At 32.3% G+C, this 17,784-nt stretch carries 17 protein-coding genes; 3 read left to right on the top strand and 14 right to left on the bottom strand.

The window, feature by feature from the left end; genetic code table 11:
* Positions 1 to 116: 116 nt before the first annotated feature.
* Positions 117 to 554 (top strand): hypothetical protein, encoded by a 438-nt coding sequence (locus Gferi_RS26555; protein ID WP_069981113.1) that lies wholly within the window; start codon positions 117 to 119, stop codon positions 552 to 554.
* 74 nt (positions 555 to 628) lie between these two features.
* On the opposite strand, the gene Gferi_RS26550 is transcribed toward Gferi_RS26555, so the two are convergent.
* On the bottom strand, positions 629 to 1,849 hold the full coding sequence (locus Gferi_RS26550) for a hypothetical protein (RefSeq protein WP_069981112.1): 1,221 nt from the start codon (positions 1,847 to 1,849) through the stop codon (positions 629 to 631).
* 233 nt (positions 1,850 to 2,082) lie between these two features.
* Here Gferi_RS26550 and Gferi_RS26545 point away from each other — a divergent pair, with 233 nt between their 5' ends.
* Positions 2,083 to 2,565, top strand: coding sequence for a hypothetical protein (locus Gferi_RS26545; protein ID WP_069981111.1), 483 nt, complete (start codon positions 2,083 to 2,085; stop codon positions 2,563 to 2,565).
* Positions 2,566 to 3,203: 638 nt separating this feature from the next.
* On the opposite strand, the gene Gferi_RS26535 is transcribed toward Gferi_RS26545, so the two are convergent.
* The 8 genes from Gferi_RS26535 to Gferi_RS26500 form a co-directional block, all read right to left on the bottom strand.
* On the bottom strand, positions 3,204 to 3,650 hold the full coding sequence (locus tag Gferi_RS26535; RefSeq protein WP_236932666.1) for a JAB domain-containing protein: 447 nt from the start codon (positions 3,648 to 3,650) through the stop codon (positions 3,204 to 3,206).
* A gap of 35 nt (positions 3,651 to 3,685) precedes the next feature.
* A complete protein-coding gene (locus Gferi_RS26530; RefSeq protein ID WP_156782498.1) occupies positions 3,686 to 3,910 on the bottom strand; it encodes a hypothetical protein in 225 nt (74 codons plus the stop codon).
* Positions 3,911 to 4,081: 171 nt separating this feature from the next.
* The gene (locus Gferi_RS26525) at positions 4,082 to 5,005 is read right to left on the bottom strand and encodes a hypothetical protein (protein WP_069981107.1); all 924 of its coding nucleotides are present in this window, start codon (positions 5,003 to 5,005) and stop codon (positions 4,082 to 4,084) included.
* 22 nt (positions 5,006 to 5,027) lie between these two features.
* Entirely contained in the window at positions 5,028 to 6,713 is a 1,686-nt protein-coding gene (locus Gferi_RS26520; RefSeq protein WP_069981106.1) for a PH domain-containing protein, read from the bottom strand.
* Positions 6,714 to 6,724: 11 nt separating this feature from the next.
* Positions 6,725 to 6,991, bottom strand: a complete 267-nt coding sequence (locus Gferi_RS26515; protein WP_069981105.1) for a Mor transcription activator family protein — start codon at positions 6,989 to 6,991, stop codon at positions 6,725 to 6,727.
* Positions 6,992 to 7,294: 303 nt separating this feature from the next.
* On the bottom strand, positions 7,295 to 7,657 hold the full coding sequence (locus tag Gferi_RS26510) for a hypothetical protein (protein WP_069981104.1): 363 nt from the start codon (positions 7,655 to 7,657) through the stop codon (positions 7,295 to 7,297).
* Between the two features lie 187 nt (positions 7,658 to 7,844).
* Positions 7,845 to 8,399: a DUF1643 domain-containing protein gene (locus Gferi_RS26505; RefSeq protein ID WP_069981103.1), complete on the bottom strand. Its 555-nt coding sequence runs from the start codon at positions 8,397 to 8,399 to the stop codon at positions 7,845 to 7,847.
* Positions 8,400 to 8,482: 83 nt separating this feature from the next.
* The gene (locus Gferi_RS26500; RefSeq protein ID WP_169833040.1) at positions 8,483 to 9,673 is read right to left on the bottom strand and encodes a DNA-methyltransferase; all 1,191 of its coding nucleotides are present in this window, start codon (positions 9,671 to 9,673) and stop codon (positions 8,483 to 8,485) included.
* Between the two features lie 134 nt (positions 9,674 to 9,807).
* On the opposite strand from Gferi_RS26500, the gene Gferi_RS26495 reads away from it, so the two are divergent.
* Positions 9,808 to 10,410, top strand: a complete 603-nt coding sequence (locus Gferi_RS26495) for a PDDEXK family nuclease (RefSeq protein WP_069981101.1) — start codon at positions 9,808 to 9,810, stop codon at positions 10,408 to 10,410.
* A gap of 67 nt (positions 10,411 to 10,477) precedes the next feature.
* Here Gferi_RS26495 and Gferi_RS26490 read toward each other — a convergent pair whose 3' ends face one another.
* The 5 genes from Gferi_RS26490 to Gferi_RS26470 form a co-directional block, all read right to left on the bottom strand.
* Complete coding sequence (locus Gferi_RS26490; protein ID WP_069981100.1) at positions 10,478 to 12,175, bottom strand: AAA family ATPase; 1,698 nt, start codon at positions 12,173 to 12,175, stop codon at positions 10,478 to 10,480.
* 60 nt (positions 12,176 to 12,235) lie between these two features.
* A complete protein-coding gene (locus Gferi_RS26485; protein ID WP_069981099.1) occupies positions 12,236 to 13,318 on the bottom strand; it encodes a dsDNA nuclease domain-containing protein in 1,083 nt (360 codons plus the stop codon).
* A gap of 495 nt (positions 13,319 to 13,813) precedes the next feature.
* Positions 13,814 to 14,248: a hypothetical protein gene (locus tag Gferi_RS26480; protein ID WP_069981098.1), complete on the bottom strand. Its 435-nt coding sequence runs from the start codon at positions 14,246 to 14,248 to the stop codon at positions 13,814 to 13,816.
* A gap of 394 nt (positions 14,249 to 14,642) precedes the next feature.
* Positions 14,643 to 16,325, bottom strand: coding sequence for a DUF262 domain-containing protein (locus tag Gferi_RS26475; RefSeq protein WP_069981097.1), 1,683 nt, complete (start codon positions 16,323 to 16,325; stop codon positions 14,643 to 14,645).
* Positions 16,326 to 16,901: 576 nt separating this feature from the next.
* Positions 16,902 to 17,774 (bottom strand): GerMN domain-containing protein, encoded by an 873-nt coding sequence (locus tag Gferi_RS26470; RefSeq protein WP_069981096.1) that lies wholly within the window; start codon positions 17,772 to 17,774, stop codon positions 16,902 to 16,904.
* Positions 17,775 to 17,784 lie beyond the last annotated feature (10 nt).

Below are 17,784 nucleotides of genomic sequence, written 5' to 3'. Positions count from 1 at the left end.
TCAGATTGGTATTGGAATTAATGATATCTTCAATACTATATTGGTTACTAATTATTTTTTCACTAATTTTGTGACATGTATGATATGATTATCTTAGGAGAAAGGGGTGTTATACCTTGATTGAAAAGGAAATCATTGTTAATATCTTTGAATTGAGATTTATCGAGGGGTTATCTGTTCGAAAAATATCGAGTAAGTTAGGCAATGTTCACTACAACTCGGTTAATAAATATATTAAATTAATGGAAAATAATCTGAATGGGCTTAAGTCAAGCCTAATCCTTGAGGGAAAGTGTACCATTGAAGAATCAGATGAGTTTATTATATTAAACTGGCAAGATTACATTGACGAAATCACAGCTAATAACTCTACCAGAAAGAAAAGAGTTCTTACCGATGAAGTAATAGGTTATATTTTAGAAATCTCTAGATTGCTAAATACAACAAGCTCGACTGAAATCTATAACTATATACACAAAACCCCTCAATTGCGGAATTCTCCGCTAGGTGAGCTTAGTGCTTCATCTATTGGAAGGGCTTTAAAAAATAAATAACCTACAATCCCTATTATGGAGATTGTAGGTTATACTGTAGTTTAATTACACCGAAACTCTTAATCCAAGCAATTTTACTTGGTGATTTGATAGCCTAATACATTTAATATATGAAATAAATCATTTACTTTATATGGCTCACTATTCACTCTTTTGTTCTTCCTATAAGAGCAATCTTGATACGTTATATCATAATACATCAACTTTATGTTACCTGCTTTTTCAATGTATTTAGCCCATTGATCAATAATCGAAGCAATACTCACACCCTTAAGTATGTTGGTATTCTTAGGCAAGTTAAACTTGGATATAACGGTGAATTCCCCTATATGACCCACAGTTTCCTCTTCAATATCAAGATATCCTATGCCCTCTATATCTTTAACTTTATATCCAGCCTCTCTCATTTCATTTAAGTATTCTTCATCGCTTAAATGACTATAATGAAAGAATTCCTTAGCATCTACTCTAGCGCAGATAGCCTCAAAATATAAGTATTCCTGTCTCCCATCAATTTCATATGAATTATCAAAGTAAGCTTCTAATTCTTCATTTTTTTTAAAATGGAAGTTTCTTTGTATCTCATTATGATAACTTCTACGCTCTTCTAAATAGTCATTCAAAAACTGGTCTTCTTCTCTACATATGAATTTGTCTAAGTGAATCTTGTAAGGCTTGTTTTCGACCTTATATCCTAACACACTTAATAGATTAAATAAATCATTTACGTTATCATACAGTACGTTCTTAAGAGTAATTCTTCGAATATACTCTATAGAATAATCCTTCAGTATTAAATTGCAAGTATCTGCAATATATATCACCCATTGATTAACAATTTGATCAATATTTAGACCCTCCATTATCCCTATATCTTTTGGAATTAAAAATTCAGATATGACTGTATAATCAAATTTCTCTGCATCATCCTCAACAGATTCATCTTCAAAAAAAACATCTTTAAAAAAATCATCTTTAAGCACTTCCACAAAATCAATTTGCTGCAATCTTGCAATGGCTTCTTTATTTTTTTTGATAACCTCGACATTACTACTATATACTTCATTATCATCATCTTTAAAATACTCATAATATTCCACAAATCGCTTAGAATCAATGCCACAAAATGTAGCTTTTAAACATATATACTCTCTTTCTTCTAAATTTCCACTATTATCTCGCCAAAAGTTAAAATCATCATCTAAATACAATTCGTCATACTTCTTTCGTTCTTCAATAATATAATTTTTAAAATCAATATTTTTTTCTCTCCATGGAAATTCATACTTTGTCATTAAAAACTCCTCCTTAGATATTTAAGTTAATTTTAATTCATCAACTCCCTGCCTTTAAGACAGGCTACGCTCCTTTCTCCTAAGATTTCCTTGGTCTATCTTTATGAGCTTAGACTTGGTAGCCAAGAATTTTTATCTAGTTATGTGTTCGAACCTCAACTTTTCAACTAAATTGTGTACCACTTTATTTTTTGATATAATTTGATAAAACAGGTTTAAGGAGGTTTCTTGACATGCTATCTTATGAAGAAAGGAAACTGCTTTTTCATTTATGGTTTGGGAAGAATTCATCTCACCGAGAAATTTCAAAAAAAAGTGGATTCCATAGAAATACAGTAAAAAGATACCTTACCAGCTTTACTGAAAATTTATCTGTATTGGAAAGTAAAGGTATTCATGTGGATGACACAAATGTTGATTTGTATTTAGATGAGATTATCCTTTCTGATGACTACTCAGTAGTTAATCGAGGCAAGAGAAAACTATCGGACGTGGTCTTAAAGAGAATTAAGCACTATATACTTTCCAATGAACCATTAAATTCTAAGTTGTCTTACACAGATATGTACTATCAGTTTATAGAAGAATGTGACGAAGAGTTAGAAATTGATGGAGTTGTTAACCGCTTACCAGATGACTTTGACATTTGCTATACAACTTTTTGGTATGGTATCCAATTAATAAAATCAGGTTATACAACAAATCAAAATACTTAATCTATTGGCATTAGATTATGATAGTCTAATTTTGTTTTAAGCACTCCCTCCCCTTTCTCCGCCAAACTTCCCCTTGAGTGGGAGATTTTTCTTCTTTGTTTTCCGACATTTTGGACATGTTTCCCCCTTCCCCCCTTAGTTTTTCCTTTTGTTTTTTTATTTTTAGGACAAAAGAAGGGTATTCTATTATAGTTTTCTTTCTAAGGAAGGTGGGAGAAGGGAGGGCAAAGCTTTTTTGTTGGTTTACCAAGGGTTTCCCCTTCCCCCAAAAGGGGGTTCTTGTGGTTTTATGGTGGTCTGGTGGGAGAGTTTTTCTCCTTGCGATGCCCAAAAAAATCACCCCCAAAGAGGTGATTCCGTTAAGTCTTAAATTAGTATTAACTAATAATAATTAATACTAATTTATCTTTTGACCTTCCTAGACTTCCTAGAAGTCGAATAAATACTTACTCCAAGTGTAGCCCCTAGGGTAAAATATTCAATGGCTTTTACTGTTGCAATTGTTGCAAGAAAACTTATCACTGTCCTTCACCCTTTCTAATTTATGACTACTTCTTCAATCACTATTAAAACTGTTAAAGTGCATACAAATCCTAATACAAACCATTGCATTCCGTCTTCTCTCCTTTCGATACTAGCTAAATTAGATTATTTTCCTTAAAGCTGTAAAACTTACTGTTATCTCCTAGAATACAGTGGTCTAATATCTTAATCCCCATTATATTCCCTGCCTCAACTAATCTTTTGGTTATGCTTATATCCTCCTGACTTGGTGTTGGGTCACCACTGGGATGATTATGGAATAATAATATGCCTGAACTATTAGCATTTATCGCCACTTTAAACAATTCCCTTGGGTGGATTAAAGAGGCATTTAATGTACCTATACTTACAGTATGGATTGCAGTCGGTTCATTTTTTGTGTTAACAAAAACTGCCAGAAAACACTCCCGATCTTCTCCTTCTAAAAAATCCTTAACCAAGTCGACCCCATCAGATGGCGAATTGATTCTTCGCTTGGCATATAGTATGGAGCTTTCCTTAACCATTTTTATTTTAACGATATCCACTCTTTTAGCTTGCATTTGTTTTTTCATTTTTAGGAGGTTTGATGTACTCCTTACACCTCCCTTTTACCCTGCTGGTTATTGATGATACTGTCAATGATTCCTGATGTAATGGAATTAGCAACATTACTTAATTCCTTAACCTTTTTTAAAGCCTCAACAACTTCATTACTTTGGGGCTTTGATTGACTATTAATGGTATTTATTATGATTTTTATGATTGCTTCACTGGTTATCATGGAATGAATGATAGTATCAATTTGGTTTGCAAATTTCATATTTTTAAACTCTTCCTCAATGTAATTACTGTTTCTATCTGGTGTTCTCATTATCATGGAAAAACTTATGTCTTTCCCCTACACCTGCCTTCCTACTATGTTTTGGGTAAAATAATAACCCCAATCTATTTAAAGATTGAGGTTATTATCAGTTCATTATTTCTTTAAGTGTTATCTTACAATATTTTCAATGTCTTCGGGTTTTTGAATTAGGTTCCCTTCCTTATCAAAAACAAATTCTCCAGTTACATTGACGATAGCCCCTTTATTAGCATCTAATTTGGTGGCTATAGCGGTTACTACTATCTTACCTTCCTCTGTATGGGTGATGTAATGAGGGTAGTAATTATCAATTTCTTTATACTGCCATTTTACATTGTTTTGGGAATCTATGGCTGTGATAAAGTTTTTTCCGTCTTTTATGTAATATACTATATTAGCTTCAAAGTCTTTAATTGCTGGGGTGGTCTTTATAACTGAACTTCCTGTATTTATCATGGTATTTACCGATGCCATGGGCAAATTCATCGTCTGTCCATTTCCATTTATAAATTCTCCTAATCCAGATGAGTATCCCCAGAACACCATCCTATCCCCTGGAAGTATTCTTGAATCTTCCGTTCCTTTTGTGTACTGAATAATAATTGGGTTGGGATTTATTTGATTATTCCATCTCGTATTCATTTGAAGAACATAGTAATTGCCTTCTTCTTCAAGGATATGTCCCACTTCTGCTTTAAATGTAATGGGTTTATACTGCCATTGTTGGGGATTTCTTACTATGTCATCATAGGTGGGAGGTGTTTCCCCTTCATCAAAGTATCGTTCAACAAAATAGACCCTGTTATCATCTCTACCTAATCCCTCAAAGTAGATTAATTCCCCTTCTACAACTAAAGCATATTCTCCTATTTCATAGTCATCTGCTTTTACACCAATAATATCAGTGTCTTCCTCTGCCTCTATATCCAGTTCCTGTGATTGTTGTGTTTGGCTGTCATTGTTGGCTACCTCCTGGGTATCTTTACTGCAGCCTGTTACTGTCAATATCATTAAGGTAACTATCATTAGTATTATAAATTTTGTCTTATTCAAATTTTTCATCCTTTCTGTTATCTTATAGTTTAGCCAGTAGCTCTGACTTCTTGGATTGAAATTCTTCTTCCGTAAGTATTCCATTGTTTTTTAGATTAGCCAGTTTTTCAATTTGGGCTAAGATATCCTCCCCTTGACTTCTTCCTTCCTCTCTACTGGCAGCTACGGGAGCAGCTTTGCTTTTCCTTCTATATTCATTCACTACTTTAATGACTCGCTCTGCTTCAATTCTATTTAGGGTTTCAATTCTAAAGTTAGAACCTGCGACATAGATTTCTAGGTCACATTGTTTAAATGCTGTAGCAAGTAGATCTGTAAGTAATCCAGCATCTGTTGACTTGGCAGTTGAGATGGAGGTAATGTTCTCATATTCAAATTGCTTTATCTGCTCTGACAAGCCAAACATTTCTCGATTAATCAAAACTAATCTCTGGGTAGTACATACAACCCAATCCCTTGCAGTAATGGAATCCAATCCAAAGGCTAGATATAGGATATATTCATCTTCATAGAGGAAGCCTTTAATCCTGTTTAATAGCTTTGGTTCAATCTTTTCTTCCAGTACTGCTGAAATCTCCTGATTTGGGATATGGAAGTCTCCCTGATTCAATTTGTCTAAGTACTTCTTTAGGTTTAGTGCATCATAGGAGTTACTATCGGTATCTATGTAAAAGAATTGTTCATTGTTAAGGAAGAGGGCAGTTCCTTCCTTACTTAGCTCCTTTACCTTCATTGAATGAATCATGTTTATATCAATTTTTCCTTTGTAAGGGTGACTAATATTTTTTTCCTTCATTCTAAAGTAAATGTGTTTATCAGTAATGAGAAAGCCTTCCTTAATGAATCCTGCGTAGAGTACCAGTGGAGTTTCTTTTTCATCTAGGTCTGTTGCAAAGGAGCTTTTGACTTTAGTAATGGCTTTATCTGTTATGTATGGATGAAAGCTTAGTTTGGTGTATTCCCACTTTGTACCTGGCATACAAAGCTTTTCGTAGAACTCCTTTGTAAATTCGGTTAATTTCCCCTTTGGATACTTGGCGATTATTCCTTGTCCTCCATTAATGCTGTGTTCAAGCCTATCGATCTTTTCCGACAGAACAACCTGTGCCATTCTTTCTTGAGCTTCAAGTTCCTGTTTCTTCTCGGCTGACTGGAATTTTAATTTATCCAAGCCATTGTCTTTTAAATCCTGGATCTTATCTTGTCTATCCTTTACCACATCATCGTAGATTCCTTTAAATTCCTCTCCTGCTACAATTGCATCCTCACCAAAGGATTTCCTAACAGCCTCATATATGTTTTTATAGTTAACCTGCATGGAGGTAGCTGTATCTACAGCAACACTGATTTCTATGGTTGCCTTGGTGTTTTCTCCATCTAAGTCAACAAAGGAAATCTTTATATTTCCCCTTCCTCCTGCATTCATTGCTATTTTAGAATACTTGGCTTCTATTTGGTGATTATTATTTACTGAAATATTTTTAAAGGATTCCTTTTCTAGCTGACTAGGTAAATGATTCAGCCAGTATTCCTTCTTCCCTTTAACAATTAGAGTTTCCGTTTTGGATTTTGACAATTTAGAACTCACTTCATCTACTTTACTTTTAATCGTATCAGTAGCTCCCTTAGCCTTCTCCATGATATTAGCATCGTCTAGGGTTTTCTTAATATCTTCTGTTGCCTTTTTGAGTTTATTAAATAGACTCATTTTTCTGCCTCCTATCTTTTAGTTTTTTCTTCTGTTACAATCATTTTTCTAATCCATCGCTCTGAGTAGCTGTATTTCAAGGAAAGCTCTTTGATATTGCTACCGTTATATTCGATGGAAACTTGTCTCCTTACATACTCTGTACATAATAATCTTGTAGGGAATGTTATCTGTAGTCCTCTGTAGTGATTGAAAATCATCAGAGCTATATCTATCCCTAAATCATTTGCAATGTCTTTATATATACCATTTAGATGATGAGGTTTTAGTCCGTCCATTTCAACCACCCCTTTCCTAAGGAAAATTTTAACTGTTATCTTCTGATTAATCTTCTGTATTATTCATGGAATTATCTCTTGTAAAATACCATTTAGGTCTACACTTTAAAGATTAATAATAAATACGAAGCGAATGCATTTGAGGACACTCAGACAATTCCTAATGAATGGATTTATCATTAGAATGATTTCTTGGAATTGTCTTTGTGGCTGAAAATCTGCAGCAGCGTGTATTTTTTATTAAGCTTGTTAATTGAATATATAACAAAAGAACCTAGTCAAGATTGATTTCTTCACTAGGCTCTAATCCATCATATTTATTTCATCAAGTAATCTCTTTGGAGTAATGGCTACAGGCATGATTAATGATATGGCAAACTCATTATTTAGTATGATTAATGAGTTAGTATAGTCTTCTCCATCAGTCACCTTGATTAAATCAACATATTCAGCAATGACATCATCCATATCTATGTAAATATCTTTCAATTTTTCAAATTCATCTTTGTATTCTATCACCAAGATATAGCCTCCATCCCCACCATCTACGTCCCGATCTTCTCCGTATTCATTATCAAGGACCGTTGCAATATACTCAATTACTCCTACTACCTCCTGTGGTAAATTTAGACCTTCCGTTTCTTTCACATGTGCTATCTTTATCATATTCTTTTGCTCCTCTCGTTTAATTCATTTTATCCAAACCTCTTTTTATGGCTTTTTTCCCCTTTTGCTTGGTGCAGGCTTCCAAAGCTGTTTTCCTCGTTTTTTTCGGCTTGCCAGTCTTGTGTTCCCCTTCCTGTTCCACCAAACAGAAAAAGCCCAAGAAAGCGGTTTTAGCGGCTCTCTTGGGCTAGTTGTGTGATTCCTCTGGAGTTTTTTCTGATTCCAGTTGCAGTTTTTTCAGCTTCCAACTATGTCGAATTTGTGGGGCGAGGGGGTGGAAGCCTTCCCTCCCTTTGCTGTCCTGAATGGTGCAGAATTTATCTTTATATTCCATTAGCAGCTTTATTACTTGTTCCTGCCTTTCCTTTACCTTCTTATTATTTTCACCTACCTTCCCCCAGGCAATGATTATATTATCTACCTTAGTAGCGGATTTTAGAATTTGAGTATCATTTGTTTCATCTGCTAATTCTTCCACATCTCCTTTTGTAATGATTTTAGTATTTATCTTGGAAAAGATATTAACGATATCTACTGAACCAAAGCCAATCTTAGACAGATTATTGACTACGTACATGGTTGTATGATCTATCAGTAGTTCATCAGCCGAACTGGGGTTAATCATTATAACCATTGCTTTTTTCTTACCTTTATCCCATTCCTTTCTTAGCAGATATCTATGTTGTTTATCTTGGGAAAATATTACTTCTGTTTTCAATATACTTTTCTCTACTATTGACACATTTCTCCCTCCTAGAAAGTATTAGCCCAAGTGTTTTTGTATCACTTGGGCCAAAAGATGCTTTATTGCATATTCTTTATTATCTAATTTTGTTCAAAATCTTCTGGAAGCCAAAATCCATTGGTAACTCTCAGATCCCTTTGTTCATCAGTAAAAATTTTATCACTTTCATCAAGGAATACTTGCAATTTTTCTCTATCTCTAGTCATATTATTAAATCTAGTAACTATGGGATCAGGCGAGCCGATTTCCGAACCTATCCACCTTCTATTTAATAATTCAGCCGCAATATATGTCGTGCCACTCCCTCCAAATGGATCAAACACTATATCGCCTTCATTAGTTGCTAATGAGACAATTCTAAAGAGTAATTTGATTGGCAATTCATTTTCTTCTCTATTTTTATGTCCTTTATGCCTCACTGGATGAATGTCTTCCCAAATATCAGAGATTGTCTGTCCGTTTACATTCACATCTCTTTTCTTTCCACCATAGTCATGTATCTCTCCACCACAATGTCTGCAAGTTTTCATGGGAATTCGTTGAGTATTAAATACATTAGGTTTTTCACCTTTTATATAATAGAGTACCCCATAATGATTGACATTCAGTTTATTCGCAATAGGAGGTGTCACAGCTCTAAAATTAATGGAAATCCAATGTCTGAATAATAAATACTTATTCAAAATATTTGAAGTATACGTTAGCCACTTAGGTATATTATAAACAAATAAAGCTCCTCCTGGCTTTAAGATCCTTACGCATTCAGAAATCCATTTTTCTGTCCAAGCCAAATATTCTTCTTCTGATAAATTATCATCAATACCAGACCCATATGTTTTAGATAGGTTAAATGGCGGATCAGCAAAAATCATATCTATTGAATTTTCCTGCATAGCCTTCATCAATTCAATGCTATCTGCCTGATATAATTCACCGTATTGAGTTGTGAAGTTTGGTATCGGTAACTCTCCCAATGTGTTTATTGGAAGAGTATACTTATTTAGAATAATCTCTGGATTATCAGCTATCCATCTTATTATCTCATTATCTAGCATTCCCAGTCTTATCTTTAACTCAAGTTCTGTATAGCCTGTTACCTCTAAAATTCTATCAAGTACATGTCCATCTGGAAAAATCATATTATCATTATAATATTCCAATTGATCAACTTTGAGCTTTAACTTTTTAGCCACATTTCTCAAATCACTTCTTTCCTTGATATTCAGCACTTTATACAGTCTATTTAAATGAATCTTTTTTTCATTTTTCACATTCATCACTCCTCGTTAACAATAATATTTTATCATAATTTTGATTTCGATACATATAAATTTCCTATTGACTATGAGATCCATATGTAATATTATGGTATCAGGATCACATAACTTTATTTAGGAGGTATTTTATGAAAGTAAAAAGCATTAATACTATCATCAATATTAATAACACTCTTGAAAGGGAAGATCTAAGAACACTTTTAAATAAAGTCAAAGAATTAATAGAATCAATGGATCATCCTAGAGGCACAGGAAAGTTCACTCTATATGAAAAGGAAAAATCAAATGGTGTGAAACCAATAAAAGATAGTTTTTTTGAAGACTTGAAACATTATGGGTGGATACTAGAGCATCGCCTAGATGTGGGCGTAACACCTACTAAGCCAGGACCTATAGATGCTACCTATCCTCTTTCAGGAAAGCATATAGCTTTAGAATGGGAGACTGGAAATATTAGTTCCTCACATAGAGCTATTAATAAGATGGTATCTGGTTTATTAAAAGGCACCTTGATTTGTGGTATATTGGTAATGCCTTCTAGGGAAATGTATAGATATCTAACAGATAGAGTAGGAAATTTCAGAGAGCTAGAGCCTTATTTTCCTGTCTGGAAAAAAGCAAATTATAATATCAAAGAAGGTTGCTTGATTGTTATCGAAATTGAGCATGATGATTTATCCATGGATGTTCCGAAAATAGTAAAAGGCACAGATGGAAGAGCAAAGATATAAAAAGTCGAGCATTTGGATAATCCCTCATACAAAAGGTAGGAGTATGGTTATGTATACTCCTACCTTCTTATATCTTCATAGCTTTATCAATAATAAATTGTACTTCAGCAAATATCTCCCCGAACTTATCCTTACTAAGAAAATGATATTTATCTGTCAATTCTATAATGTTTCCTTCAAATTCTACACCATGAATATCTACACAGCTTAAAATCAACTGAGAATATTCAGGTTTATGATCCCTTATAAATTCGAGTATTTTTACACTATTTTTATCATCTTGTTCGTTTTGCAGAGGTGAATCTATAATTATTGGGCATTTGTAAGTAGAAGAATACTTCTCCATCACCAATAGAACACTGTAGGTATATGCTAACAATGCTCTTGATAGATCACTTCCATTTTCTTTAATAGAACTAGAAATCGATTTAAATGTCTCTTCCTTCAGCTTATTTACGTTTAACTTAAATAAGAATGATTTCATTAGCTTAAAATAGTATCCTTCTATCTCTTCTTGAAGTTCACCGCTAACATATTTTCTCATCTTTTTATTAATATTTTTAATTGTTCCATCAATATCTGCAATTCTATTTCGAAGAATACTTAGCTCATCTTTTAAAGCATCCACTAACTTGCTATTTCCTACGTTTTCGATGTAATCATTAAACTTTATCTCTTCTCTTTTTTGATTTAAGATTGCTTCTATTTCGTTTTTCTTATAAGAATACTCCTCGAGTTCTACATTTTCTTTAGATATCTTTGCTTCAATCTTTCCTTTTTCTTGATTAAGCTGCAATAACAGTTCATAGCATCTATTTTCATCTTGAGCAATAATATACCTCTGAGCAAATGTATTTGGATGCATCGCCCCACATGTAGGACATTCGATCGTTTCATTTAACTGCTCTGCAAAATCATAATCTTTATTTAATTCTTTTATAGTACTTTCTGCTAGCTTAATATGATGATCAATTATAGCCTTTTCATTATATAAGTCTAAAATCTTGGTCCTGTATTTATTCTCAATATCTTTGATTTCGTTCAGTTTAATAACCAGATGTTCAATGTCTTTTTCGAATTGCTTAACATCAATATTTACCTGTAAAACACTGTTATTCTTTTCAATCGCCTTTAAGTACACCCTTTCTAGTGCGTTTAGCTCAGAGGTTATTTCCTTTCCCAGTTCTGACATGAGAATTTTCTCAGCTTTTAATATATAGTATTCATTTGGTTTTATTCCTGTATGATATTCAATTAAATCTTTTCTCCAACCTTTGAATTCTGTCAATCTGTCAAAAGAGTTCCAATTCTTATTCCAGCCTACGTCCTGGTCAATATAGAATGGAAGAAAGTAATGTGAAGGTAAGGGGGTTTTTAGCTCTCCACTAGTAGAGTGAGTTAATTTCAATTTAAAATCAAAAAAGTCTTCATAGTAAGGAGAAAGTTCGTTTCCGATACTGGCAAATGTATTAATAATCTCATAGTTTTCATTGAATAATACGATGTAACTTCCATGCCTAAACATATTGTAAATAATATCATCCTTAGCGAACTTTAGTATCGTTATAGGCATAATTTGAGTCCATTCAGGATGTACCTGAGGAGGAGTAGCTCCTAATGCGTAGTAGATGCTTTTGATAAAGCTAGATTTACCAGTATCATTATCCCCAATAAATACATTAACATCTGCATCAAGATTTATTTTTCTCGCACTGCTCTCTACTAATGATATTATTATTAACTCTTTGAATCTTAATTTTTTCATTTTTCCCTAACCTCAAATTTCTAATTAATTTTTTATAATTTTCAATTTCATTATTTTTCATCATAAACAAAACTCCATTAGTATTATTGCTTTTATATAGTATTCATCATACAACACAGGAAATATCTCGTATCTCTTTGAATATTCAGTAAAAGTACTCTCCATAAGTATCTTATAATTTGAGTCATCCTCTATTGTTTCAAGAATGTCTATAATCCTCTCTCTTATCCCATTTAGTGTAGGATTGCTTTTAATACTAAGTCTTTCTATTTCATATGTCTTCCATTTATCTTTAATTGCCTTTATTTCTCTTAAGCCGCTTCCATTTGCTAAAAGATTAGGTTCAATGTTTTGCCAATCACAATAAACTTGGCTATGTCTTATCAAATCATTCAAGAACCCTGTAAATGTGCTCTTGCTTATCCCTTTATATGTTATGATATCTCCAAAAGACTGTATCTTCCATTCATAGTCATTTCTTTTTGCAATTTCATTGGATAGCATCCTGTATACAGCAGCAGGATTAACTTTTGTCCCTTTGTCTATAGCATCAAAAAACTCTGCTACTTTCCCCTTTGTATATGGCTCGCGTGAATGAATATCTAGTTCTGTAACACGCATATAAGTTATATCCTTAAATTGAGGCTCGTCCTTTAAAATAAACTCATCTTTTATTTTCTTGGTTATTTTTTTTAACGGTTCGTAATCTAATTGATTTAAACATATATCTCTATATCTTAAGCAAGCGTCCTCACTATTTTCATTTTTTAGTTTTAATTTGTAGTGAGCATTTGAGACAAAATTCAATTCTATATTATTCACAGGAAATATCATTTTATTATGATAAAGTTTTCCTAAATGGGAGTTCTTGCCTTTAGTGCTTGTGATTAAGCTATTTAATGTCCAATTTCCATTACTTTTTGTTTTCAGTTGAAAAAACTTTGCAATTTGAGGAGCTATATCTGAATCAATAATAAGAATGTCCTCATGAAAATCCATTATGAGCACATATTCTTCATCATTCATCTGCATTTCTAGCAATTTACATATAGCCCAATCTTTTTGGAATTGAAATCTATTAGCAGAGCTAGACCCACTTATTTCTCTTGGTTTATTTGCTACTAAAGCATCTTTCAAGCTCACTTTTATCCCTCAATCTAAGTATATTTTTTAGATATTACTAAAATAACTATTCAACATTTTCTGCCAGAAACCTCCTATTTTATTAAAATTCTTAGATTTTTTGCTATTGGTTGGTTTACATACTTACACATTTTGTATCAATAAGACCTAACGATCTAAAACAAAACTTCTGTTTTCTTTCTTTTTCAAGAAAACAGAAGTTTATCAATAGTCTACTGAAGAAGATCCAAGCCTCCTACACATGATTTAGGAAACTCTTTATCAAAAAACCGCAGTCATTTTGGTAAGGTTCACCGTTTCGCTTTAACTACTGTTTTCCTATTATATAGTAATCAATTAACAAAAATAATAGCCAACAGGACCATGCTGCTGACTATCATTATAATAAATTTATTTTTAACTATTTAGATGGTATTCTGCTCTTTTGTGATTACTAGAATTTTGCTGTATCTGTGTGTTAATTTTTGTCTTATTTACTTTATATAACCTAGCAAATCAAATTTTCATGTTACCTAATATGACTAATCCCCTCTGCAAATATTGATCAAACGGTACTTTACCAGTCATTTGACTAATTTCTACTTTTCTATCTATTTTACTATCTAATACAAAACCTAGTTCTTTCATTACTGAGTTTAATAAAGACTCTCTGCTTTCTTCATTTAGGTTCTCCTCGTTTTCATCCCTACCAATATACATTATTGTTTGTGTTAACATTATCTCTTTATCAGTGAATGTATTAAGATAATCCTCTAAATTTTTCAGGTTAGCATCATCTTTCACATTTTCAAGGATTCCCTCTAGACTATCCATATCAGAAGAGTCGATATCCATTGGTTGATTTTCAATATGTAACCTATTAATTCTGGCTAATTCGATAGCTTTTTCTAATTTAGGCATAAGTGTTTCTAAAGTCAAAGTCAAAATCATTGTCATCACCTCTCAGAGTTATAGTAAAACAATTTTATATTAATTTTAGCATTTATTCCCTTTATTGAGAATGGTATTTTCAATTATTTATTAAGAATGTTTTTCTCTTTTTTTCGTCTTTCCAGTCTTGTGTTCCCCTTCCTGTTCCCCCAAACAGAAAAAGCCCAAGAAAGCGGTTATAGCGGCTCTCTTGGGCTAGTTGTTTTGTTCTGCGGGGTTTTTTCTGGTTCCAGTTGCAGTTTTTTCAGCTTCAAACTGTGTTGGATTTGTGGGACAAGGGGAAATATTACTTCCTTGTCTTTGTTTTGCTGGTAGGGTTCTATTAGTTTGGGATTATTTTAGTTATTATATTTTAGTTATTATATTTAAAGTAGATTGGAATAGATCTTTACAATTAATTTTTCTCTATCCCTGCATAATTCCATATCAGTAAAGCAGCTTTTGCTAATTCTTCTCCTCTTTTTGAAATTTCTTTTAACCCCCATTTTTCATAATTACATAGCTTTTTAGTAATTTGTATATTTGAATAACTATATATCTTTGTTTTAGCTTGGAATGGATTATTTGAAGCACTAATATTAAGACCACTGCCCAATAAAGTTAGATTGCCTATTCTATTAACAAAAGATTTATGTTTAGTAGCATCTTCTCCTAGATAATACTCCCAATCTCCAAAGCTTTTCTTTGCATTGCCTGAATGAATTTCTACAGGCATTATGTGTTCGATATGTACATCTTGTCTATTGTTCATAGTTTTCTCATTAGTATTATTCGTAATAAAGTTTTCTATTGACTCAAGAATGTATTTTGTTTGGTCATCTCTTAAAAAATCTCTGTCTTTAAAACTTGAGAAAAATTCCTCATCACTAGGTGTTCTAGTTTTTAAATATTCGACAATATATTTTACAGGATTCTCTTGTGAAAATGAATGAATTGCTAAATGATTAAAAATTCTATCTAAATCCCTTGTAGTTGTATTACAAATGCTTCGCCTTAACGAGAATATTTCTATTGCCTTTAAAATACTACAAATAGTATCATCGGTCATGTTATGTTCACTAAAAAGCTTTAACAATAATGTATAAGATGTTGAAATTTCAATTCTATTTATTATTGCAATTTGATAATTAACATGCTTGCTACCAATAATTGAATTATATATTTTTCTGTATATTTCAGACTTCAAAAACATATCTTCTAAAAACCCAACTAAATCATCATTTTTTTCAATTAAATCTTGATACTTTGAATATAATTTAGGCTTACTTACAATTCCACTTTCTGTTGAAAAAAGATAGTGTCTAAAGAATTTTACCTTATCAATATTTTGACTACTTAAATTCTTTATCAAATTATCCCACAATTCTATGCCTCTATTTAGTAAGAAGTTATTATTTGATATTTTGCTTAGAATATCATTTTTAATTAAGTCTACAGCTGATAATTCAAGTCCCCTATTATTTAAAGTTTCAAATAACCTAAAAGCATCATAATACGAATTCGTTCCAATCAAAACGAGACTTACAGAGAATAACAGTTTATCGGTGATTTGTCTTAAATTTACTATTTGTGATTCTAATTTTGTTTTAAAGTAGGAATATGCTATGTATACTTTTCTATTTCTTAATTCAGATGGAATTGGTATCCTTTCCACGAGCATCTCAAAAATTGAGTTATCATTTCTGCCTAGTTGTAACTTAGATTTTTTACTATCAAAGTTTGAACTATAGATATAATTGTCGTTTATATACTTAGCATTGTTTTCATTGCCATTCTCTAAGTATAAGTCTCTTATTGCTATTAAAAATAACAATATTGAAGTTATTCTTTGTTGCCCATCAACTATTTCAAATCTGTTAAAACTTTTCTTATGTATATCGCTAACTACAACAATTGAACCTAAAAAATGAATATCTTCATCATCTGCTAAAGAAGAAATATCCTCCCATAAATCCTCTAACTGATCTTTTCCCCATTCATACGCCCGTTGATAAACCGGAATGCTATATATTTCATTTTTATTATTTAACAAATCGTGAATGCTAATTTCATCAGCAGTAATGCTTTTATTTTTCAACTTTATCCCCCCATTCATTAATTCTATAATAACCTTTGTCTTATAGCTTTTATATTTTTAATTTCTTCATAATTATCTATATTCCTTTATTTAATCAACAATCTTCTCCAAAATTTTTACGTCGATTATTCTACTATTACATTACACTTAAAACAGACACTTCAAATTTCACTATCAAAAAAGTCGAAAAAAGACCTTTAATAAGCCACTTATCTCAATGTTATTTCTAATAAACCACAGTAGTTTATGATAAGATTAACTCTATTAAAGCTAGTGTACTTCGCCGTCGACAATTCCGTCACCGCCGCCGCCTCACCGCCCAGTTATCTAAAAATATCAAAAAACAACGAAAGCCATTTAAAACTGGAATCGTCTTAAATGGCTAATATTCTTTATTTCCTAAACCTATTTAGCTTTTTCTAAAACTACCTAAAAACTACTTCACAAGATTTGAAGACCAGAGGCAACACCAGCCACCATCTACTCCCTTGAAATTGTTACGAGATACAATAGAAATTATACAATATAATGTCACCCAGCACAAGGCATTTATACAAAATATTTTAACTTACCGAATCAGATTGGAAGCACAATCTTCCAATCATTATTTTCATATATCAACTTCCAATACTCAACCAATTCGTCTTCAACACTGGAAATATTGGTCTTTTTTTTCTGATAGGTTATGACCAACACCATTTCTTTTGAATATTTTTGTGTTTGGTACCTTGCGATTTCGTAACCTTTTAATTCTCGCGCATAGTTTCCCATTATCAACCGGAATTTAACGAAATCAATTCGTTTTTTACTATCACTTTCTATCATTTCGTAAGCCGCATTATAATTCGTATTTTTCAAATGATCTAGAAAAAGGTTATAGGTTTCATAAGGTGTAAGGGCTTCTCTTTTTAGAAGCTCCTCATTACGGAAATAGGGCTGTTTTAAAGAGTAGTATTTTTCTATTACATCCACTTTATTCCCCTCTACCAATATTTGTACGCCCTGAATCTCATTGAGTTCTGTCAAGGAATTTACAATAGACCAAATCGTTATTGCCTCATTCATTTGTTGAGACCATCTATAGGTATTTAAGAATTCATTTGAAAGATTAACATAACAAATCCCATCAGTGGTGTTTACAGACAGGAGTTTTGTCTCCGGGGGAATGGATACTTTCAGTATTTTGTTTCTTGGCCCCTTTATTAACTCTTCCATAATTACTTTTTCTTCAGAAAGCTCTTCTGAAACAATTACCCGTTTTTCAATTACGAGCCGTTTGTAATCAGGGCTTCCAAAATAAAGATTTAGCTCATATTTTGTTTTGTCCGGTATGGGTGGTATCGGGGGCTGGTTTTTAGCTGGATCTACATCATTTCTTAAACTATAAAATCCATATCCAAATGTAACGATTATGAGTAATAAGAGTAATACTTTATAAAGTATTCTCAATCCTATTCCC

Source organism: Geosporobacter ferrireducens, from assembly GCF_001750685.1.
GTDB lineage: Bacteria > Bacillota > Clostridia > Peptostreptococcales > Thermotaleaceae > Geosporobacter > Geosporobacter ferrireducens.
This window is presented reverse-complemented; position numbering and strand designations above follow the sequence as displayed.